General features: G+C 47.6%; 22 protein-coding genes and 5 pseudogenes. 25 read left to right on the forward strand and 2 right to left on the reverse strand.

The features are described 5' to 3' along the window. Window position 1: 1 nt before the first annotated feature. From ACGCCZ_RS12230 to ACGCCZ_RS12275, 10 genes and pseudogenes are all read left to right on the forward strand, one after another. Complete coding sequence (locus ACGCCZ_RS12230) at window positions 2–1,084, forward strand: tyrosine-type recombinase/integrase (protein ID WP_411656150.1); 1,083 nt, start codon at window positions 2–4, stop codon at window positions 1,082–1,084. Window positions 1,085–1,087: 3 nt separating this feature from the next. Next, window positions 1,088–1,423 carry a plasmid mobilization protein gene (locus ACGCCZ_RS12235; protein ID WP_054324277.1) on the forward strand — a complete coding sequence of 112 codons (336 nt, stop codon included), beginning with the start codon at window positions 1,088–1,090 and terminating at the stop codon, window positions 1,421–1,423. Then, complete coding sequence (locus ACGCCZ_RS12240; RefSeq protein WP_054324278.1) at window positions 1,413–2,570, forward strand: AAA family ATPase; 1,158 nt, start codon at window positions 1,413–1,415, stop codon at window positions 2,568–2,570. Before ACGCCZ_RS12235 ends, ACGCCZ_RS12240 begins: the two co-directional genes overlap by 11 nt. Window positions 2,571–2,656: 86 nt before the next feature. Continuing rightward, window positions 2,657–2,911: pseudogene (locus tag ACGCCZ_RS12245) on the forward strand (complexin-2). A 360-nt stretch (window positions 2,912–3,271) separates the two neighbouring features. Then, the gene (locus ACGCCZ_RS12250; protein ID WP_411656152.1) at window positions 3,272–4,537 is read left to right on the forward strand and encodes a plasmid recombination protein; all 1,266 of its coding nucleotides are present in this window, start codon (window positions 3,272–3,274) and stop codon (window positions 4,535–4,537) included. A gap of 145 nt (window positions 4,538–4,682) precedes the next feature. Further along, complete coding sequence (locus ACGCCZ_RS12255; protein WP_411656153.1) at window positions 4,683–4,982, forward strand: hypothetical protein; 300 nt, start codon at window positions 4,683–4,685, stop codon at window positions 4,980–4,982. Between the two features lie 181 nt (window positions 4,983–5,163). Beyond that, window positions 5,164–5,376: a helix-turn-helix domain-containing protein gene (locus ACGCCZ_RS12260; protein ID WP_054324281.1), complete on the forward strand. Its 213-nt coding sequence runs from the start codon at window positions 5,164–5,166 to the stop codon at window positions 5,374–5,376. Between the two features lie 15 nt (window positions 5,377–5,391). Further along, a complete protein-coding gene (locus tag ACGCCZ_RS12265; protein WP_054324282.1) occupies window positions 5,392–7,287 on the forward strand; it encodes a Dam family site-specific DNA-(adenine-N6)-methyltransferase in 1,896 nt (631 codons plus the stop codon). Window positions 7,288–7,301: 14 nt separating this feature from the next. Next, window positions 7,302–9,314: an AlwI family type II restriction endonuclease gene (locus tag ACGCCZ_RS12270; protein WP_054324283.1), complete on the forward strand. Its 2,013-nt coding sequence runs from the start codon at window positions 7,302–7,304 to the stop codon at window positions 9,312–9,314. Window positions 9,315–9,341: 27 nt separating this feature from the next. Then, complete coding sequence (locus ACGCCZ_RS12275; protein WP_054324284.1) at window positions 9,342–10,208, forward strand: abortive infection family protein; 867 nt, start codon at window positions 9,342–9,344, stop codon at window positions 10,206–10,208. A 423-nt stretch (window positions 10,209–10,631) separates the two neighbouring features. On the opposite strand, the gene ACGCCZ_RS12280 is transcribed toward ACGCCZ_RS12275, so the two are convergent. Further along, window positions 10,632–10,955 (reverse strand): hypothetical protein, encoded by a 324-nt coding sequence (locus ACGCCZ_RS12280; RefSeq protein WP_411656155.1) that lies wholly within the window; start codon window positions 10,953–10,955, stop codon window positions 10,632–10,634. Between the two features lie 223 nt (window positions 10,956–11,178). Here ACGCCZ_RS12280 and ACGCCZ_RS12285 point away from each other — a divergent pair. From ACGCCZ_RS12285 to ACGCCZ_RS12330, 10 genes and pseudogenes are all read left to right on the forward strand, one after another. After that, window positions 11,179–11,697, forward strand: a pseudogene (locus ACGCCZ_RS12285) (AAA family ATPase). Window positions 11,698–11,721: 24 nt separating this feature from the next. Then, window positions 11,722–12,129, forward strand: a complete 408-nt coding sequence (locus ACGCCZ_RS12290; RefSeq protein ID WP_411656157.1) for a hypothetical protein — start codon at window positions 11,722–11,724, stop codon at window positions 12,127–12,129. A 403-nt stretch (window positions 12,130–12,532) separates the two neighbouring features. Then, window positions 12,533–13,199 (forward strand): annotated as a pseudogene (locus tag ACGCCZ_RS12295) (plasmid recombination protein); the annotation flags it as partial. A gap of 77 nt (window positions 13,200–13,276) precedes the next feature. Further along, window positions 13,277–13,465 (forward strand): hypothetical protein, encoded by a 189-nt coding sequence (locus ACGCCZ_RS12300; RefSeq protein WP_152918376.1) that lies wholly within the window; start codon window positions 13,277–13,279, stop codon window positions 13,463–13,465. 482 nt (window positions 13,466–13,947) lie between these two features. Then, entirely contained in the window at window positions 13,948–14,595 is a 648-nt protein-coding gene (locus ACGCCZ_RS12305; protein WP_411656160.1) for a GNAT family N-acetyltransferase, read from the forward strand. Between the two features lie 83 nt (window positions 14,596–14,678). Further along, window positions 14,679–15,101, forward strand: coding sequence for an MATE family efflux transporter (locus ACGCCZ_RS12310; protein ID WP_411656161.1), 423 nt, complete (start codon window positions 14,679–14,681; stop codon window positions 15,099–15,101). Then, window positions 15,065–15,775 (forward strand): MATE family efflux transporter, encoded by a 711-nt coding sequence (locus tag ACGCCZ_RS12315; protein ID WP_411656162.1) that lies wholly within the window; start codon window positions 15,065–15,067, stop codon window positions 15,773–15,775. Before ACGCCZ_RS12310 ends, ACGCCZ_RS12315 begins: the two co-directional genes overlap by 37 nt. Beyond that, window positions 15,748–16,017, forward strand: a complete 270-nt coding sequence (locus tag ACGCCZ_RS12320) for a hypothetical protein (RefSeq protein WP_411656164.1) — start codon at window positions 15,748–15,750, stop codon at window positions 16,015–16,017. The genes ACGCCZ_RS12315 and ACGCCZ_RS12320 overlap by 28 nt, the downstream gene beginning before the upstream one ends. A gap of 13 nt (window positions 16,018–16,030) precedes the next feature. Beyond that, a complete protein-coding gene (locus tag ACGCCZ_RS12325) occupies window positions 16,031–16,507 on the forward strand; it encodes a GNAT family N-acetyltransferase (protein ID WP_054324287.1) in 477 nt (158 codons plus the stop codon). Between the two features lie 220 nt (window positions 16,508–16,727). Beyond that, window positions 16,728–16,862, forward strand: a complete 135-nt coding sequence (locus ACGCCZ_RS12330) for a hypothetical protein (RefSeq protein ID WP_411656166.1) — start codon at window positions 16,728–16,730, stop codon at window positions 16,860–16,862. A 613-nt stretch (window positions 16,863–17,475) separates the two neighbouring features. On the opposite strand, the pseudogene ACGCCZ_RS12335 reads toward ACGCCZ_RS12330, so the two are convergent. Beyond that, window positions 17,476–17,963, reverse strand: a pseudogene (locus ACGCCZ_RS12335) (helix-turn-helix domain-containing protein). A gap of 84 nt (window positions 17,964–18,047) precedes the next feature. On the opposite strand from ACGCCZ_RS12335, the pseudogene ACGCCZ_RS12340 reads away from it, so the two are divergent. The 5 genes and pseudogenes from ACGCCZ_RS12340 (at window position 18,048) to ACGCCZ_RS12360 (ending at window position 20,794) form a co-directional block, all read left to right on the forward strand. Further along, window positions 18,048–18,382, forward strand: a pseudogene (locus tag ACGCCZ_RS12340) (plasmid mobilization protein). Further along, window positions 18,372–18,593: a hypothetical protein gene (locus ACGCCZ_RS12345; RefSeq protein WP_411656167.1), complete on the forward strand. Its 222-nt coding sequence runs from the start codon at window positions 18,372–18,374 to the stop codon at window positions 18,591–18,593. Before ACGCCZ_RS12340 ends, ACGCCZ_RS12345 begins: the two are co-directional and overlap by 11 nt. Next, the gene (locus ACGCCZ_RS12350; RefSeq protein WP_411656168.1) at window positions 18,590–19,144 is read left to right on the forward strand and encodes an AAA family ATPase; all 555 of its coding nucleotides are present in this window, start codon (window positions 18,590–18,592) and stop codon (window positions 19,142–19,144) included. The genes ACGCCZ_RS12345 and ACGCCZ_RS12350 overlap by 4 nt, the downstream gene beginning before the upstream one ends. A 52-nt stretch (window positions 19,145–19,196) precedes the next feature. After that, complete coding sequence (locus tag ACGCCZ_RS12355) at window positions 19,197–19,508, forward strand: hypothetical protein (protein ID WP_411656169.1); 312 nt, start codon at window positions 19,197–19,199, stop codon at window positions 19,506–19,508. Window positions 19,509–20,152: 644 nt separating this feature from the next. Next, window positions 20,153–20,794, forward strand: a complete 642-nt coding sequence (locus tag ACGCCZ_RS12360; protein ID WP_054324290.1) for a TetR/AcrR family transcriptional regulator — start codon at window positions 20,153–20,155, stop codon at window positions 20,792–20,794. Window positions 20,795–20,946: the final 152 nt, after the last annotated feature.

Consider the following 20,946-nt stretch of genomic DNA (forward strand, 5'->3'; position numbering starts at 1 on the left):
TATGGCAGCATTCAAAAACAAGGATAACGGCACTTGGTATGTGCAGTTCCGCTATACCGACTGGAAAGGTAAGCGTCAGCAGAAGCTCAAGCGTGGATTTGCCACGAAAAAGGAAGCCCAAGCGTGGGAACGGGAGTTCCTCATGGAGAAACAGGCCGACATCAATATGACTTTTGAGAGCTTTGTAGGGCTTTATGAAAAGGACATCAAGCCCAAACTCAAGCTGAACACCTGGATGACCAAGGAGAGCATCATCCAGAGGAAAATCCTGCCCTATTTCCGTAAGCGCAAGCTCTCTGAGATCACCGCAAAAGACATTATCGACTGGCAGAATGAGATCAGAGGGCTGACTGATAACAACGGAAAGCCCCTATCCACCACTTACCTGAAAACCGTTCACAACCAGCTCAGCGCCATTTTTAACCATGCGATCCGCTATTACGGCTTACAAGTCAATCCGGCACAGCGGGCTGGCAATATGGGAACCGAGGAACGGCGAGAAATGTTGTTCTGGACAAAGGAAGAATACACGAAATTTTCTGAGGTGATGATGGACAAACCCATGTCCTTCTACGCTTTTGAAATGCTCTACTGGTGCGGCATCCGGGAGGGGGAGCTGTTGGCGCTAACTCCTGCTGACTTTGATTTTGAAAAAGGAACGGTGTCCATCAATAAATCTTATCAGCGGTTGAACGGGCAGGACATCGTAACTACTCCGAAAACCAAGAAGAGCAACCGGGTAATTCAAATGCCGCAGTTCCTGTGCGAAGAAATGCAGGACTATTTGAAGCAACTCTATGGAGCAGAGCCTGACAGCCGTATTTTCCCTGTCAGCAAATACTATCTTCATCATGAGATGGATAGAGGATGTAAAGAATCCGGGGTGAAGCGCATCAGAATCCACGATTTGAGACACAGCCACATTTCCCTTCTGATTGACATGGGCTTTACCGCTCTGGCAATCGCCGACCGTGTGGGGCATGAGAGCATCGACATCACTTACCGCTATGCGCACCTGTTTCCCACAAGGCAGACTGAAATGGCAAACAAATTGGATTTGCTGCGAACCGAGGAAGGAGTGTAAATTATGTCGCTGAAAAATCTTGACAATCACAACCGCTGGCGGAACAAAACGGTGGCCTTTCGGGTATCGCCGGAAGAGGACGAGCAGTTGGAAGCCTTTGTGAAGATGTCCGGCCTTACCAAACAGGACTATATCACCCGGCGGCTCCTGTGCCGGGATGTGGTGGTACAGGGAAATCCGAGGGTGTATAAGGCGCTCAGAGATCAGTTCGCCACTGTGTTGGACGAGTTGCGGCGGATCGAGGCCGGGGCTGGCGTGGAGGACGAACTGCTGGACACGATCTACTTTATCGCAGAAATTATGGATGGAATGAGGGAGGACAATGCCTATGGCGAATGAAGCAAAAGAAAAGACTGCCCTTACAACATCTGTTGGCGCAGATGAAAGGCAGTCCATTCAAAAATCCACTGTGAATAGTATACCCACTTCGGAGCGGGAAATCAATGAGGAAATTGAAAATTCCGAGCAATCTCTGGAAGAAATGTACCGCAGGATGCAGCGTATGACCGACCCGCAGTATCTGCACACAGTCTCCATGACCGAGCTGTACCAGACCACTTACAGGAGCAGGCCCCCAATCATCGAGGGGCTGCTCCATGCTGGGGCATATATCCTTGCTGGCGCTCCTAAAATCGGAAAATCCTTTCTGGTGGCGCAGATCGCCTACCATGTCAGTACAGGTAGGAAATTATGGGAGTACGAAGTGCATCAGGGAACTGTGTTGTATCTCGCCCTCGAAGATGATTTCCAGCGCATCCAGAGCCGGATGTTCAGGATGTATGGCGTGGAAGATACATCCGATCTCCACTTTGCAACGGCGGCTGGGAAGGTTGGAAACGGTTTGGATGAACAGCTTGCCAATTTTATGCGGGAGCACCCGGACACCAAACTCATCATCATCGACACCATGCAGAAAATTCGGGAGACCGGCGGCGAAGCGTACAGCTATGCCAGCGACTACGAGATTATCGGGAAACTGAAGGCGTTTGCAGACAGATACGGTATCTGTGTGCTGACTGTTCACCACACCCGAAAGCAGCCCGCCGGAGACGCTTTTGAAATGATCTCCGGCACCACGGGGCTGCTGGGCTGCGCCGATGGCTCTCTGCTGATGCAGAAGAAAAAACGGACGGCGCTGGAAGCAACCATTGATGTGGTGGGGCGGGATCAGCAAGACCAGATTCTCTATCTGAAAAAAGACCCTGAAACACAGATTTGGGAATTGGAGCGCATGGAAAACGAGCTTCACAAAGAACCGCCTGACCCGATTTTGGAAGCCGTGGCAAAGCTGGTAACGGAGCCGTGGTGCGGAAGCCCCACGGAGTTGGCAACGGCGCTCCAAGCCGGTATGCAGCCCAACACTCTGACCAAACACCTGAATGTAAACGCCGGGAGGCTGTTTGAGGAATATGGCGTTCAGTATGAAAACGCCAGAAATCACGCCGGAAGGAAGATCACGCTGACCCATGTTTCGGAGAAAGCGTGACGATGGTGACGGTCGTGACGGTGATTCAGGCGGTGTCTCAAACACCGTCACCATCGTCACGACCGTCACGGAAAGGAATGAAGCCGATGAAAAATGTGCAAATCCCCTATGACCTGTTCGTGGATCTGGTGTTGTATCATCTGAACGGCGAGGAAGATTTTGAAGAGGACATCCGGCGGGGACTGGAGCAAAAGCTGGACGCCATGCTGAGCCGCTAGCTCTATTCGCAATACAAAACCGCACCCACCGGGGAACAGCGGGAACAGGCGAGGAAGGCGTATCTTGACCGCCGGGGCGTACCCGAAAGCTACCGCTGGACTACCTCTCCCTGGGAGCGATAACAGGAGCGTGCCACGCTCCTGTGGCTGGCAGACAAAGCAGAAAGGTTTGTCTGCGCTCCCCACGCAGCTCCCGTCCCCATCGAAAAATCCGCAGATTTTGAGATGGATGTGGGCGGAAGATTGCGAGCAAATACGATTTGCGAACAAGCTGCTGTCCACGCTGTTTTTGCGGATTGTGGCTACACCAGCAAGCCGCAAAAATAGCAGAGGCATCCGCAGATGCCGCATACCCCCTCGGAGAGCCCACGATACTTTGCAGCCGCAGGATGAAAGTATCATAGTGGGTTATTACACTTCCGCAGAAGTGTTCCCGAAACGCTACCCCGTACCACTGACGAAAATTACAGGAGGAAAATGCCTATGGCAAGAGGCGATGGTGTTCACCGTACCAGCGCAAGAAATATGAGAATGACAACCGACAAAGTAATGAACGCTCAGGCTCACAATGAGCGGGAAAAAGAGAGCTATGTCAATCAGGATATTGTGCCGGAAAGACAGTGCATGAATGTCCATTTCAAAACACCGGCAGGCAGCTACACCGCCATGTTCGATCAGATGGTGGCAGACGGCATAATTTCTACCCGTGGTCTGAAAGCCGATGCGGAAAAGTTCGGCGAACTGATTTTTGATGTCAATTCCGCTTATTTCTACAACCACGGCGGTTATGATTTCGCAAAACAATTTTACCATGACGCCTACCAGAGCGCAATTAAAATCGTGGGTGGCGAGCAGTATATCCTGTCGGCAGTCATGCACGCCGATGAACGCAACCGGGCCATGTCCGAGGCGTTGGGGCGGGATGTGTACCACTACCACCTTCATGTGGTCTATGTCCCGGTAGTGGAGAAGGAAATCCGCTGGTCAAAACGCTGCAAGGACAAATCGCTGGTAGGAACAGTCAAGGAGCGTATCATGCAGGTCAGCATGAGTAAAAAATGGGCATCCAAACCGGCGCAGGACGATGATGGGCAGGTGCTGCGCTCCAAGTCCGGTAAGCCGGTTCTGAAAAAATCCTATTCGGTGTTGCAGGACGATTTTTTCCACCACATGAAGGCTGCCGGATATACCGATGTGGAACGGGGCGAGCGTAGGAGTTCGGAGGAACACCTGACCGTCACCCAGTTCAAGGTGGAACGGGAACAGGAGCGCCTTGCCTGTCTCACCGAGCAGACCCAGCAGAAAGCAGCAGAAGCGGCAGCTTTGGATAAGAAAATTGAAGAGATCAAGCAGAAGAAGGTGGACATCGAGAGCATTGACAAAATTGAAGCCAAGCCTGTCATGCTTTCCGCATCAAGGGTATCTATTGAAAAGTCAGAGTACGAAACGCTGGCTACTGCCGCCAAGAAATACTATGCTCAGGAGAAGCGAGAATCCAAGCTGCAAAAGGCGTTGGGTGCCGCCCACAAGCTGATTGGTGAGTTGAGAGCACAGGTGGCTACTTTGATCGCTGAGCTGTCCAAGTACAAGTCCGTCCGCAGCAAGCTGAACTCAGTTGGCTTGGAGCATGAAAATGAGGAATTGCGAAGGAAAGTCCAGCAATACGAAAGCGTGATTGACAGACAAAATCTGTGGCATTTATTCGGCACAGGGCGTGTGAAAACCCATTCAAGGGATGATGCTCGCTGATTCCGTGTAGAGCCGGAAAAAGCAGAAAATATCTGCTGGGTGCGTTCTGAATGAAGCCTACACCATTCGGATGTTTTCCAGCGGAAAATGCACCCACTTTTGCGGCTGTTGAGCCGTGAAAAACTTACGGAAATCAGGAGGTATTATGAAAACAGGTCTTTCCAAGAAGCAAAAGGCTACGAATATCTATTTTAACGAGGACAGCCCCATCATTGAGGTCTGTACTTACGACACTGATCTCAAAAACAGGCTGACCAGGTATGCCGCACAGTACCCCAGCGAGTGCAGGCTGATTGACGATGACGAGATGGGCTGTATGACCTTTGAAATCCGCAAAGGAAGATTTGGGTTCAAGCTGACCGCACCGTACAGCGAGGAACGCCGCAAGGCTGCCGGAGAACTGGCGAAGAAGCACACCGTAAATCTGAAAACAAAAGAGGAGTAACCCTACATCCGCCGCCCGTGGGAGAAATCCTGCGGGCGGCGTTTTTATTTGGATGAATGAGAGTTTACAATTTCACTATTGAGCTATGAATCCAAATGTGCTATACTATCCTTAAATTCAGCGAGCGCAGAATTATATTCAGCAATCCCGGTGCGTGAGATTTGCTAATGGAGTGGAGAAGATGGCTGTTAGTTATAAGAAACTGTGGAAACTGTTGATCGACAAAGACATGAAGAAAAAAGACCTGTGTGCCGCTGCCGGAATCAGTCATGCTTCCATGGCAAAACTCGGCAAAAACGAGAATGTTACAACTGATGTGCTGGTGAAAATCTGTACCGCACTGCAATGCGATATTGGCGATATTATGGAATTGACTCCTGAAAATTCCAAGTAAAAGGAGGCGAGTACATTGGCAGAACAAGTAGTTAAAAAATTAGCATCTGTTCAAGCCAAGCCCGTTTTGAAATGGGCTGGTGGAAAGACACAGATGTTAGGTGATCTGTTACCCAAAGTACCAGCCTCTTATGGTCGGTATATTGAACCGTTCTTTGGGGGCGGTGCGATGTTCTTTGCATTGCAGCCGGAGAACGCAATTATTGCAGACAGCAATCCTGAACTTATCAATATGTATCGGCAAATTGCCAATCATGTTGAAAATGTTATTTATTATTTGAGAACATACGAAAACACTTCGGAAATGTTCTATGCGGTTCGAGAAATGGACTGGACAAAACTGCCTCAGGCAGAAGCCGCTGCAAGAACGATCTTTCTGAATAGGACTTGCTTTAATGGCTTGTATCGTGTCAATAAACAAGGCCAGTTTAATGTTCCTTACGGAAAATATAAAAATCCTAAAATTTGTGATGAAGATGGTCTGAGAGCAGCCTCAAAAGCCTTGCAGAAGGCTGACATCATTTGCGGCGATTATCTTTTGGTTCTGGAACATTATGCTCAGGCCGGAGATTTTATCTTCCTTGACCCTCCCTATCTGCCAATCTCTGAGTATGCTGATTTCAAGCGGTACACAAAGGAACAGTTTTACGAAGAAGATCATATTGAGCTTGCCAAGATGGTTATGACCTTACACGAAAGTGGTTGCCATATCATCTTGACAAACTCAAACCACCCGCTGGTACATGAACTGTATACACCATTTACGATTGATGTTATTCAGACCAAACGCCATATTTCCTGCAATGGCAGCACTCGGAAAGGCGAAGATGTCATTGTTACGATTCCTCCGAAGCAGCGCACTTTGATTAAGTTGCTCCCACAACCATTACCCAAACAGGTTGCAGCATATCCTCCCACTCGCTTTATGGGGTCTAAGAGCAAACTGCTCTCTGAAATATGGTCTGTGGCATCACAGTTTGATGTAAATACCGTTGTTGACCTTTTCTCTGGCTCTGGCATTGTTGGTTATATGTTCAAAGCGCAGGGCAAGGCAGTAGTCAGCAATGACTATATGGCGATGTCTGCCACATTTACAAAGGCAATGATTGAGAACAACTTGGTCACACTGCCAATGGATGAGGCTAAAGAATTACTTGTTGCTCATAAGGAATCCGATCATTTTGTAGCTTCAACTTTCAAAGACCTTTATTATACGGATGAAGAAAATGATTTGATCGACACCTTGCGTACAAATGTCGCTGCAATCCGGGATCAATACAAGCACGCCATCGCAATGACTGCGCTGATTCGTGCTTGCACCAAAAAGCGTCCTCGTGGTATTTTTACCTACACCGGACAGAGATATAATGATGGTCGCAAGGATTTACAGAAAACGCTTGCACAGCAGTTTTTGGAGGCTGTCGAAGCTGTCAACATGGCCGTCTTTGACAATGGAAAAATCAATCGCTCTAAGCATGGCGATGCAATGGATTTGAGAGTGGAACAGGCAGATTTGGTATACATCGACCCCCCGTATTATTCGCCGCTCTCTGATAATGAGTATGTCCGTAGATACCATTTTGTAGAAGGACTTGCCCGTGACTGGAAAGGCGTAGAGATTCAGGAGCATACGCAGACGAAAAAATTCAAGTCTTATCCCACGCCATTCTCTACCAGAAAAGGTGCAGCAGATGCGTTTGATCGTCTGTTCAAGAAGTTTGCAAGCAGCATCCTCATTGTGTCCTATTCCTCAAACAGCTTGCCTACACAGGATGAAATGGTAGCGATCATGGCTAAATATAAATCTCATGTAGAGGTTATACCTGTAGATTACAAATATTCCTTTGGTAATCAGAATGAGGCAAAAACCCACAGGAATACCGTACAGGAATACCTTTTTGTTGGATATTGATAGGGGGCTTTCGTATGAGCGAACAAATCAAAATATGGCTGGTGGGCAATACTGGCCTGCGTAATCCCAATCGAATCCAAGAAGGATTTTCTGTATTTGCCAACTCTGCATTTGTTGGGCATCTTCATGGCCGTGATAACGAACTTGGATTTATGAATCTGCTTGATGAAAAGGGCATTATTCAAAACGAAGAGGGCAAGGACAGCTCCGGCAGTCATGCTCGTAAATGGCGGTTGATGTTTGCGAAAAACGGTCTGATTTATCCTCAGGTTCAGAAAAAAGATGGTCGTCAAGAAGATTTAGGCCCACTTGACGATATTACACCTTTTGGCAGGTCGTTCTTAAAAGCGGACACATATCCAGCAATGCAAGAATGCTTTTTACGGGCGATGAGCGTGGAGCAATTTCCTATGCCGGATGGCGTGCATTACTTCTCTCCGCTGAGATGGCTCTTGGCAATTATGCTGGAACTTGAAAAGCGGACTGGTTCATCTGAGCTTAGTCGAATCGAATTTGCCCTTTGGGGTCATACCACAAATCCCAGCTATAGCTTGGAAGAAGTGGTTGACAACATTCTTGATTTGCGAAAGCGTAGAGCTACAGCTCCGGCGAAGCGCCCGTTTGACAAAAAGGAGATTGCCAAACGAGGTGAAAATTACGACAAAAAGCCAGATAATTTCTTGGATTACAGCGATATGAATATGAGATACCTCCGCATTTCTGGTGTGCTTCAACGCAAAGGCAGAGGTCTAATAATCGTACCCGCAAAGCATGTCTTGGCAGAAAAACTTGCAAAGTCCACCGCAAGCGCAAAACCTCTTATGGAACAGTACAGACTGCTCTGCGCTGGTGCGCCTCTGCCAACGGACAGTGTGGATGTCGCCAAATCCCTGTTGGATGATCTGGTCAAACAGATGAAAGAGCGCCATATTCTCTTTGACATCACCGATCTGCCTCTGAATACTCCTGCAGAAATCAATATCGCACGGCAGAGACTTGAAAATATCCTCTCCCAGACAGACGAAATTCAGTATGCCAGCGAACAGTGCAACCAGTGGGAAGAAATCAGAGATTATATGACTCTGCTGATAAAGGGCGGCGGAAAGTTAGTCTATGACGAAGATAACGCCATAGAGGTTCCCAAGGATGAAACTCCCGCCTACCTCGAATGGACACTCTGGCGTGCGGCCTTAGCGATTGATCACATGGTTAATAAGCCGTATGAAGTGCGTGGATTCAAACTGGATTCTGACTTTATGCCTGTTTCGGCTGCTGGCGGTGGCAAAGGCGATCTGTATTGCGAATTTAACGATTTTACCATTTTGACAGAGGTTACTATGTCCACATCCTCCCGTCAAGAAGCGATGGAGGGGGAGCCTGTCAGACGGCATGTTTCCGATGCTGTTCTGAAATACGATAAGCCTGTATATGGTATGTTTATTGCTGTTCGGATAGATACCAACACAGCAGAAACATTTAGACACGGCATTTGGTATGCAAAGGGTGATGTCAAGCAACGACTGGATATTGTGCCGCTGACACTGGGCCAGTTTCAGAAATACTTTGTGGCAATGTTTGAGGCGGACAAGGCAACTCCAGAAAAGCTCAGAGATTTGATTGTAAAATGCGAATCCCGGAGAGATGTTTTGGAGGCTCCAGCTTGGAAGCAGTATATTGACTCCACTGTTGCCCAAAAGTCGCTTGAAATCACCAATGGAATTGTTGCCCACAGTGGCTCCGAAGCACCTCTTGTTCCGGCTGGGGCCATTGTGCGCCATGTAGCATTTGGAGAGGGACAAGTTGTTGCGCTTGAGGCCAATTTTCCTGAATGTCCTGCCAAAACGGTTGAAGTGCCATATCTGCGATCGTTACCCGATGAGGTGAGTTTCTGCCCTGATGGCAAAAGTCTGCTGCATGATCGGTTTGGTGAGGGTACAGTTTATGCGTATGTCATTGTGTTCCAGAAAGTTATTATGAGATTGTCATACCCGGCTGCGTTTACAGACGGCTTACTTTCTATAGAATAAGCCGAAGTTTACCATGCCACTAAAGAAATGAGGCGAAATAATATCAGTACACTTTCATTCATAGAAAAACAAATAATCTGTCGGTTGTTTGGAATATCTGGTGGGTATATCTTCAAGTTTTGGAGCGATAGAGGTACTTACAACAAAAATACTACGCATCAACTGATTCTTGACTCTTGCGGTATAGATATTTACAAAGATAAACCATATAAAGATTTATCGCAGCAAAAATGTGTAGAGAAAATTTGGAGCGATTGTAACCCACAAATTGTTGCTAAGCTTTTGCGCTCATTGTCTGAATACTTTTGTTTCGCAATGGGAACTGATTATTGGAGCGATGAAGATAGTTATGACTATCGGCAGGTTGAAGATATAATTAAACGGCTCCAATCAACATCGGAAGTTTCTTTACCGGCACAAGAATCTACAGATCTAAAACTAATATTAAGTGACATAGAGTCAAATGTCCAAGCAGGAAAGCCTGAATTGGTCATAGATCGGCTCCATACATTTGCGACTAAGTATATACGAGAAATCTGCCAGAAACACGAAATTGCTATTGCTGACGAAAAAGGCGATCATTATTCGCTTGATTCTCTTGTTGCCAAACTAAAAGGATGGTATGAACGAGAGAATTACTTTGAATCCGAATTTTGTGTGGTAGCAATAAGGAATACCATCAATATCTTCACCAAATACAATGATTTAAGAAATAGTAAAAGTGCTGCTCATCCTAATCAACTTTTGCAAAAGGCAGAAGCCGAGTATGCGATTAAGGTAATTGCAGACACACTCATGTTTATTGATAACATAGAGAAGAGCAAGGCAGTCGAAACAATTCCTTGGGGAAAAGGTGAATTGTTCGTGGACCCGGACAGCGAAGTCCCATTTTAGTGATAAAGGAATACTTTGTAGAAATCGGGTTTCATCTGGAAAAGCACCTGAATATATGCTATAATACATCCAAGCCACCCGCACAGCCTTATCAAGAATAATCGTTGATAGCACCGGGGTGATAGCTTTTTGATAGCAGAATTTCGGATAGACCATAGGATAAGGATAATCTGTATCAAAATAAATAACACCGAATCAAATCCTCTATACAAAAAAGTTTAGGAAAGGATTTCATTCGGCGAGTGGGAATGACGCTTGAAACGGCGCAAACCCGCATGAATACAGGCTTTTTTGCCCGTCCACAAGGCTCTTGATACTGGATTAATACTATTCGTGTCCCGGTACTCTCAAGAGAATAATCCCAAAAGGACAAGCAAAACCGCCCTGCTGAATTTGTCGTTCAGCAGGGCGGTTTTGCTTGTCTTATTTGTTTTTCCGCCACGGGACATAGTATTGGCTTTCCCTGCCATCATCACAGGTATGGGGCCAGTTGAGTTTCCATTCAAAGTATTCGTCCCGGGTGATCTCCCCGGCGTACAATTCCTGCTGGCGCAAGAGCCATTCGTGCATGAACTCGTCTAAAAGCCCGTAGTTGAAGTAAATGCCCACAGGAGGTTGTGCGGGCCAGTCGTAACTGTCGTTATACTGGACAACGGTTTCCTCTTTGATTTTGCCGGGGACACGGACAAGCGGAAACAGGCGGATAGCGCTAGGACTGTTCTCATCTAGCCAGAAGAATGTCCGCATGAAGTCCTCGGCGGAGCCGGGGATATGGTGTAGAAATTCTGGTGGTCTACCCGCAATCTTGTCTAGAAACTCCCGTTTGGAGACATGGCATTCGTCTCATACTGCGCAATCCTGTTGTCAGCTCCCTTTTCCTCAAAGCCGATAGCAAGCCCCAAGAACGGGATTTTGAGGAAATGGGCAGATAAGTCGGGCCACTGCCCCGGCTTATCTGCCCACTTTCTCCATGAATGAACTCTACGAAAAGGTCTATCCCGGCAAGCCGCCTGTGATAGAGGGCCTACTCTATCCGGAGGTGTACCTCTTTGTGGACACTCCCAAGGTGGGTAAGTCCTTCCTCATGGCCCAACTCGGCTATCATGTGAGCATGGGCCTCCCCCTGTGGGGGTATGCCGTAAACCGTGGGGCCGTCCTCTATCTGGCTTTAGAGGATGACCACCGCCGGTTGCAAAGCCGTCTTTATCAAGTGTTCGGGGAAAACAGCGTCGCAACCCCCCACTTCGTATTTACGCCAAGCAGTTAAACTATGGACTAGAAAGGCAACTAAAGAGGTTTATCCGGGAACACCCGGCTCATTATCATCGACACCCTGCAAAAAATCTGGGAGGCCGGGGCCGAGAAGTACAGTTATACAAGCGATTATGAAGTGATAACCCGTCTGAAACACTTTGCCGATGGAACGGGGGGCTGCCTCCTGCTGGTACACCATACCCGCAAGCAGCAGGCGACGACAAATTTGATATGATCTCCGGCACCAATGGTCTGATGGGTGCGGCAGACGGGGCCTTTCTGCTCCAAAAGGAGCGGCGGACGGACAGTGCAGCCAAACTGGACATTTCCGGGCGTGACCTGCAAGACCAGCGCCCTCTATCTGAAACGGGACAGGGAGCGGCTTGTGTGGGAGTTGGAGCGGCGGGAAACGGAACTGCACAAGGAGCCGCCCGACCCGGTTTTAGAGGCCGTGGCCGTTCTGGCGACGGTGGAGTGGCCCAAATGGAGTGGTACGGCCGCCGACCTTGCTGTCGCCCTGGAGAGGAAGATGAAAGCCAATGCCTTGGCTATGCGGCTGAATGTCCGGGCAGAGCGGCTGTCCTATGAGTACCCTATCCGCTACAAGGACGACCGCACCCACGTTGGGCGGAGTATCTTCCTCACGTTGGAAACGCATTGGATGTGACGACTGTGACGGCCGTGACGGGGAACGCGGGGTGAACGTCAAGGGGGCATACCTGCGGGTGGAGATTGCCGCAAGGGCAATACAGTCCGTACCCCTTGACTTTCCCCTACGGAGAACACTTGCCGGGTGAGTGGAAAGACTGCTGACCTTTCCCCCCTGCCCAACGGCGAGTGACAAGGTTTAGGCGGGGACAGGGTGCTCTTTTCAAAGGCAGCCCTGCTGGGGAGCCGTCCGTAGACGGCGGGGCAAAGCCCCCTATACCACCCCATAGGGCACAAATGCGCTTTTGATGGCCGATAGGCTGTCAAAAGTGCTTTTGCGTTTACTTTCGCGAAAGTAACACAGGCCCGCCGCTGGCGCGGCGGTAAAAAGGAGGGCTTGATTGAAAAGGACGATCAGTGCTATGGTGGGACGGGGCTCAGTCAATCCCAACAGCAGGAAACTTTACGCCAAGAATACCGCCCAGGAGTGTTCCCACCTGGATATAACCTACTGTGAGGAAAATATCAAGGCAGTGTACCATGAACTCTTTGACGAGGCTTTGGAGCGACACAACGCCAAGCAGATCAGGGCAGACCGCAAGATTGAGGACTACTACGAGAAGATACGCTCTGGCAAACAGGAAAAGCCGTTCCATGAGATCATCCTGCAAGTGGGTAACAAGGGCAATATGAGTGCCGACAGCGACGAGAAGCGGCTTGCGGCGGTGCTGGACGAGTACATGAGGGGCTTTCAGGAGCGCAACCCAAGCCTCCAGGTGTTCTTGGCCTTCCTCCACATGGACGAGTCCATCCCCCATATGGACATTGACTTTATTCCATTCATTACTGGGAGTAAGCAGGGCTGGACACAAAGGTATCTTTGAAGCAAGCGTTAGCGGTCCGAGGTTTCAAGGGTGGTACCAGAGAAAACATAGAGTGGAGCCAGTGGGTACGCTCGGAGAAAGAGAGGCTTTCCGTCGTGATGGAGTGCCACGGGATAGAGTGGGGGACAAAGGCACCCACGACAAGCACCTGTCTGTGCTGGACTAAAAAAGGAGCAAAGGGCGAAAGGGGTTGGCGATCTGGAAACGGTCAAGGTGAAGAAAGAGAGCCAGATGGAGGAATAGGGGTGGCGGCTGAAAGAATTGGCCCCGGTGGTAAAGAACATGGAATGTCTGGTGGCGGACTTTTCTGTAGACCCGGAGGAAATTTTACCAGAGGCCGGGACATTGGAAAGTGCCAAGTCTTACCGGGAGAAAAAGGCAAAGTTCCTGCTGGCAAAAATCGTCCAAGAGTTGCGCTCTCTGTACCACAAGTACATCGAACTGAAAGGAAAGTTTGACCGGAGACTATGACCGGGTACGGGAGGACAACGCTCGCCTGTCTGAACACTTGATGGAAGTAAAAATGGAAACAAAGCCCTGCGGCAGATCTCCGCCGACTATGAGCGGATCTTCGGTCCAGAACAGGTAGCGGCGGTGGAGGCCGACAAACAACGGGAATAGGCGGAGAAAGGCCACAAGCGGTCCCGGAGCTCTCTTGGCCGGGGAGAGCGGTGAAATATAGATTTGTTTACATTGTATGATGATTTCAAAGATGAAAAGTGACCAGTGCAAGAATAATTTATCAGTGTATGTAGTGACGAAAGTATACTTGACAAAATTATTCGGTTATAGTAAGCTAATTACAATTTGGCGATGTAGCGTATCTACATGAACCGAGCAAAAAGGCTGAACAAACAAATTGCAGATGATGTTACCGCGTACGGTTTCATCGAAAGGCAGTTGTTGTGTTCCCTGTTTTGTCCGGTTCTTTTTTGTTTTTGGGAGGAGTTTCAATGAACAAAATTACTTATCGGCCATACGTACCGCAAGATTTCAAAGCTCTCTCTGATATTATTAATATCACATGGGGACATGAAAAATCTTATAGTCCTACCACTGCAGTCCGGCTATCCAACGCTTATCTGCGGTTATGCCTGATAGAACAAACCTTTACTCAGGTAGCCTTAAACAATGGGAAACCCATAGGGATCATTATGGGGAACAGTTTTCACACCCCCCATAAATCCTTGAAGTATCGGTTACAGGCAAGATGGGCTTTATGGATGCTTTCGCTGACGGCGGAGGGACGCAGAGCATGGCATTTTTTTGAGGAGGTGGATCAGATTTATGAAAAGTTGCTGTCCGGGCAGTCACAGGACTATGAAGGGGAACTATCCTTTTTTGCCATACACCCGCTTTATCGCGGGTTAGGGATCGGTAAGGAATTATACCGCCGCTTCTTCAACTATATGAACAACGAAAACATTCGGCATTTCTATGTGTTTACAGACACCACTTGCAATTTTGGTTTTTATGAACGCCAGAATATGCTCCGGTGTGGTACGGAAGAAGTAAAATTACAGGTTAACAAAAAGCCGGAAAAATTTTTATTTTTTATCTATGAAAATGCGGTGCAGAAGCATAGCGCAGAAAATAAATAAGACAGAAAATATACGAAAATTTGTTATGGGGTGATAAAAAAGCAAATTTAGTTATCCGATCACTTTACATATAAGCGCTTATTATGTTTTGTCATTTCACCGATTTTGATGATTGTATGCGGTTCCTTGTTATAGTACCGTGGACGGCTTTTTGTATTAATTTTGTTGGTAAAACGCCATTTACCGCACTCAATCTGATGATGCCTGTCATAATGGCAATCGGCACGCTTGGTTTTATGATTGGAACAGGCGGAAGTGCCGTCGCTTCGATTAATTTAGGAGAGAAAAATCCTGAACGGACGAACCAGTATTTTTCTTTTCTGCTCTATGTTGCGGCGGGAGCCGGTATTGTATTATCGTTCCTCGGCTTTCTTTTTGTACGGTCCATTTCGATTTTCAGGGGGGCAGATCATGAACTGTTAAAGGATTGTATCTTAAATATGGACGGATTTTGTTCATTGGGCAGACGGTGTTTATTTTGCAGAATGTTTTTCAAAGCCTTCTGATCACAGCGGAAAAACCTGTGCTCAGTTTGAAAATTTCGGTTGCCGCCGGTCTTACCAATGTTATATTCGACTTTCTCTTTATCATTGTTTTTCACTGGGGATTGTCCGGCGAGGCGGTTGCTACCGTAATGGGGCAGTTTGTTGGCGGTATCCTTCCGCTCATTTACTTTTTAAGATCCAATACCAGCCTGCTTTGGTTGACGAAAACCGCTTTTTATGGGAAAACGCTTCTCCAAACCTGCATAAACGGTTCATCTGAAATGGTGACAAATTTGTCCGCTTCGATTGTCCGTATTCTTTTTAACGTTCAACTTATGCGGACTGCCGGAGAAAATGGCGTTGCCGCGTGTGGTAGCATTATGTATGTCAATTTTGTTTTCATGGGGGGATTTGTCGGATATTCGTTAGGGGGCGCCCCGATCATCAGTTACCATTTTGGCGCGGAAAACCATGCGGAACTTAAAAACCTGTTTCGCAAAAGTATTGCTCTGATGTGCGGAGCCGGAATCATATTGACTATGATTGCTGAATTGCTTGCGGAACCTCGGATCATGATATTTGCAAGTTATGATGTGGAACTGTTCAATACGACCCGCCACGGATTTGTAATATACTCGCTGGTGTTTCTGCTCATGGGGTTCAATGTATGGGCTTCTGCTTTTTTACAGCGTTGAACAATGGCCTGATTTCTGCGACAATTTCTTCTTTGAGAACGCTTGTATTTCAGATTGTCATGATATTCACACTTCCCGCCTTGTTGGAGATTGATGGAATTTGGCTCTCTGTTGTATTGGTGGAAGTCTTGTCCTTGGTTGTGACAATCAGTTTCTCTGTGACAAAGAGGAAAAATATCAATATGCGTAAAACCTTAAAACAAAATTTGGATTTATACAGCAACAGTTTTGAATTTTTATAAGAGAGGAAATAATATGGATTTAAGTGTTCACAAACGATTGCATTTTGAGTTGGTAAATGACGAAAACCGTAAAGAAGTGGAGGGCTTGACTGTCTTTTCTGAACAGGCTGGTTTTATTGAAAGTGTAAACGAGTGCTTGCAGGAAGCAGACGAATTAGAACTATGGCGGCCTGTTGGTATTTATGATAGCGACACCCTGATTGGCTTCGCCATGTACGGCTATTTTCCAGAACCAACTCCGGGGCAACTATGGCTGGATCGGCTTCTGATTGATAAAAAATATCAAGGAAAAGGATATGGAAAACAGGCGGTATTTTCCCTACTGGACAGACTGCACGCAGAGTATCAAAGCGATACTGTATATCTTAGTGTGTATGAAAACAATCCCCATGCAATCCGGCTTTATCAGCAGATCGGCTTTCGCTTCAACGGGAAGTACGATACCAAAGGAGAACATATCATGGAATATCACTTCAAAGAACACATATAATCAATTTTTTTCACCAGATAAACATTAACTCAGACGGAAAAAACACAATCTTCCCCTCTATCAAAGGTGCACAATAAAATTGTGTTTCAAACGACGATAGAGGTTTAGAGCGGGATTGCGGCTTGCAGCGTATTAGAGGAAGAATGTAAATACATAGAAAATAATCTCCATTATTGACGGCTAAAATGTACGGACATAGCAAACCCTGTCGGGGCCGTCAATGATCGAGATTAAACAGCGCACTTCGTGCGCCGCCATTGACTATTCCGCCCGGCCTTGCTTTGCGGTTATCAAGGCGGGCAAGCCCAAGGGTGCTTGCCCGTCTCTTCGGATTTTGGGCGAGGGCTATTGTTGAATTGCGTCCCACGGTGCGATTGATTTTCGCCGGGGGCGGAAATCTCCCTTCATGTCGTTTGGGAGCGTGAGCGCTCCCAGGCAGTGGTCGAAATTGCTCTCAATTCGAGATCGATTTCGACGGAAACTTACATCAATTTGAAGAAAGTTTTGATCATGGCCCGTTTGTGACTTGAAACCCTTACAATTCCTCAGTTTTTCCTTTACTATTTTGATGCTAAGAAAGCAGGTTGCCCCAAATAAGTCATCGAAACATTCACATATTTGTAAATGTTTCGCCCATGAAATCATCCTAAATACGCTCCCCTATACTTGAATTTGCCGAGTGGGAATAAGAAAAAGTGGATATGAGAGCCCGCAAGCCCTTGAAAACACTGACTTTCTGATTTACAGATTCCCCATTTGATCGCACTCGCCAAATCCCGATTTATTGAGTTTGAAAAGAAAAATCGGGTTATTTGCGAGTAGCCTCAAAATCCTCGTATTTTGCTCATAGAGAAAAAGTCTAACTGATTTTTGCTGATCAGTTAGACCTTTTTTATTTTGTTATCGTTTATCTGAATTTTTGATTTTGCGCAACAAACAGCCTCTCCCGTGGCCTACAAGTGAGAAGGTCAGAAAAGTCCCTCCGGCGGCACTTTGGCGTGGATCTGGGTGCTATTGTACTCCGGGTAGTGGTAACGCTAGCGGTCGTACTTCTCCTGGGAGATCTCCCCGGCTTCCAATTTGGCCGCCTGTTCCCGTCAGGCCCAGAGCATTTCGTGAGGCCGGGCAGCGTCCTTGTTTTTGCGGGAATCCGCCTACAAGGAAAGCTCATCGTCCTGCTCCGTGACCTTCAGACCGTAGTTGTTCTCCAGGGTGAGGGTGTACATGGGACCCACATAGGAGTCTATGTCCAGGACAGAGAGTGCATGTGGGGTGACATGTCCAGTACCTGAGCCATAGCTGCGGTAAGATCCGCCTTAGGGACTCTTGATCCTGTTTCATGCTGTGCTAGGTGCACATCAGCGGACTTCTCCGAGAAGCCCAGCGCCGTACCGAGATATTTCTGTGTCATCTCCCGCAGGAGACGGAAAAAGTGGATTCCTTCGCCAATCGCCATACATCCAGCTCCCATCTATGCTTGTCGTTATAAAAAGCGTAGCAGAAATGGCAAACAAATTGAACGTGGAATGGGGCAAGTAAAATTTTAGCAAAGAATTTGGACAAGCACAACCATTGGAGAAATAAGACCGTGGCTTTCCGGGTCTCCCTAGAGAAGGATGCACAAATCGAAATGGCGGTCAAACTTACCAGCTTACCTAGCGGGACTACATCATCCATCGACTGCTGTGCCGGAATGTGGTGGTGCAGGGCAATCCCAGGGTTTACAAGGCGCTGCGGGATCAGCTGGCCGTAGTGCTGAACGAGCTGTGCCGGATTGAGGCCGGACAGGGTGTGAATGACGAGCTGCTGGACACCATACAGATGATTGCAACCATTCTAAACGGAATGCAGGAGGACTTTGCCTATGACCGATGAAAAAATGGCCGCCCATGGCGCAGATGATGGACAGTCAATCTTTCAAATTTCCAGGACTACTATACCAGGCCTAGAGGGAAAAAGTAATTCTCTGAAAAATGATTTGGAAGAACTTTACTGCAAAATGCACCGCATAAGTGACCCGGCCTACCTCCACACTGTGACACTGGACGAGTTGATAGGCAATGTGTTCCAGGCCAATCCGCAATGATTGAAAACCTGCTCTACGCTGGAGCATACATCCTTGCTGGAACGCTCAAAATTGGCAAGTCCTTCCTGGTAGCGCAGATGGCACACCATGTCAGTACCGGACAAAATCTGTGGAGCTATAAGGTCCACCAGGGGACGGTGCTCTACCTTGTGCTGGAGGATGATGAGAGCCGTTTGCAGCGCCAGATGTTTCGGATATTCGGGGTGAAGGGGGCCCGTTCCCTCCTTTTCGCCACCAGCGTCAGAATGGCCGGCAGCGGTCTGGATGAACAGATGGAAAAGTTTGTCCGGGAACACAGTGACCCCAAGCTGATTATCGTGGACACTCTGCAAAAAGTCCGAGAGACGGTAAGCGACAGTTACAGCTATTCCAGTGACTATGAAATGATTAGTAAGCTGAAACAATTTGCGGTATGGCGTCTGTGTCCTGATCGTCCGCCACACCAGAAAGCAGCATGCGGGAGACAGCTTCGAGATGATTTCCGGCACGACAGGACTGCTTGGATGTGCGGATGGTGTACTCCTCATGTAGAAGGAGAAGCGGATAGATAGCAAGGCTACACTGGAGGTGGTAGGTAGAGACCAGTCGAATCAATGGTTGTATTTGAGTAAGGATCAAGAGAGCCTATTTTGGAGCTTTGATCATGTAGAAAATGAGCTTTGGAAGCAGCCCCCGGCCCCGGTCCTGGAAGTTGTGTCGAAGATCGTGTCCGCTGAAAACCGGGAATGGGAAGGAAGTTCCACCGAGCTATCCGAGACCCTGCATCTGTACATGGCAATGAACCGGCCCACCAAACACCTGAATGTGAATGCCAGCCACCTGCTGGAAGAATATCCGGTGAAGTTCGAAAACAAAACCAAACGCGCCGGACGGCGTATCCGGTTGACCTACGTGGTGTTAGAAGCACTCGCGTAAAACGCAACGGTCGTGGAAAGAAAAGGTATTTTGTCACCCCATCTTCCGAGGGGAGCCCTGTTTTAGGGCATACCACATAAACATAGGGGTGTCGCAATTCACAACACTCTATGCCTCGAAACGGGGCATGGGTACGGACTAACAAAAGCGTTCGCAGAATTTGCAGCCATACGATTGGAATTCTGTGTTCAAAAGGGAGAGGGGGAACGCTGCCCTCAACAAGCAGATGGCAGGCAATGCGAGTGTGTATATTGGTTAGCCGCATTTGTCTATTAGGTATAGGCAAATGCATGTCATAATGGTCTTGATAATAATCTGACTTACTTGCCTGTATAGGCAAATTCAGCTAATAACCATGAAAACTCGCATTGCTTGCTACAATATGCTGCAAATCTAATAAAGTATCAAACCCTTGGAACGGTATAATTTCTAAATATGCATAGATATTGAAAAACTACCTCATAAGGCGGTAAGTGTTCTAAACCCATAAATCCAAGTACCAATACTTCCTCTGTATCGTACATTGTGTTTAAAAATTTATAAAAATTTTTCAAGAAAGTAGTTGTATATTTTTCTTCACTCAGTTATCATATAAATACTAATTTATAATTTTATTCTTTATTTTACTAGGGGGATATAAGAATATGGCACGAAAAGCCTATTCTGAGCAGGAGCGAGAACAGGTACGGGAAGCCCTGCTGACCACCGTGATCCAGTGCATTGTGGACCGGGGGCTGATTCACAGCAGTATTGATATCCTGTGTAGGAAAGTGGGTATATCCAAGACCTTTTTCTACACCTTCTTTTCCTCCAAAGAAGAACTGGTACTACAGGCACTTCGGTATCAGCAGCCAAAGCTGTTGCGATATGCCCAACAGCTGATGGACGATTCCTCGCTCAGTTGGCGGGCGGGCGTCAGGACCTTTTTGGAGACTTGCGTTTACGGTGAGAAAAGAGGCATCGCCGTGTTATCCATTGAGGAAGAACAGGAGGTTTACCGCTGTCTCTCCCAGGAAAATTTCCAAACCTTCCGCGAGGACCAGATCAAATTGTTTTGCAGCCTGCTGGTGATTTTCGGCTTTCCCATGGGAAGCATTGATCCACGGCTGTTCGGCAATCTGGCCCTATCCATGATGATGATTTACAAGGCGATTCCTAATACGATCCCTTTTCTGTTTCCAGAGGCAGCAGAGGATATGGTGGAGTTTCAGATCAACGCTCTACTGGATGAGATGCAGAGGACGAAAGAAACAATGGATAGAGTGAAAGAAAATGTACAGAAATAAACGGCGATTCCCTGGAAGGGCACAAAACAATCAGATACTTGCAACCGCTGAGCTAGGCCGGTTCCCGATAACCGGCCACTGGTTCTGTGCGGCCTTTTCACGCCCTGCGCCAGCCTGTCTAATTGACAGTGTGCCGCGGGGAGTTTTTCTAT

Origin of the sequence: Anaeromassilibacillus sp. SJQ-1 (assembly GCF_046693725.1) — a bacterium.
GTDB lineage: Bacteria > Bacillota > Clostridia > Oscillospirales > Acutalibacteraceae > Anaeromassilibacillus.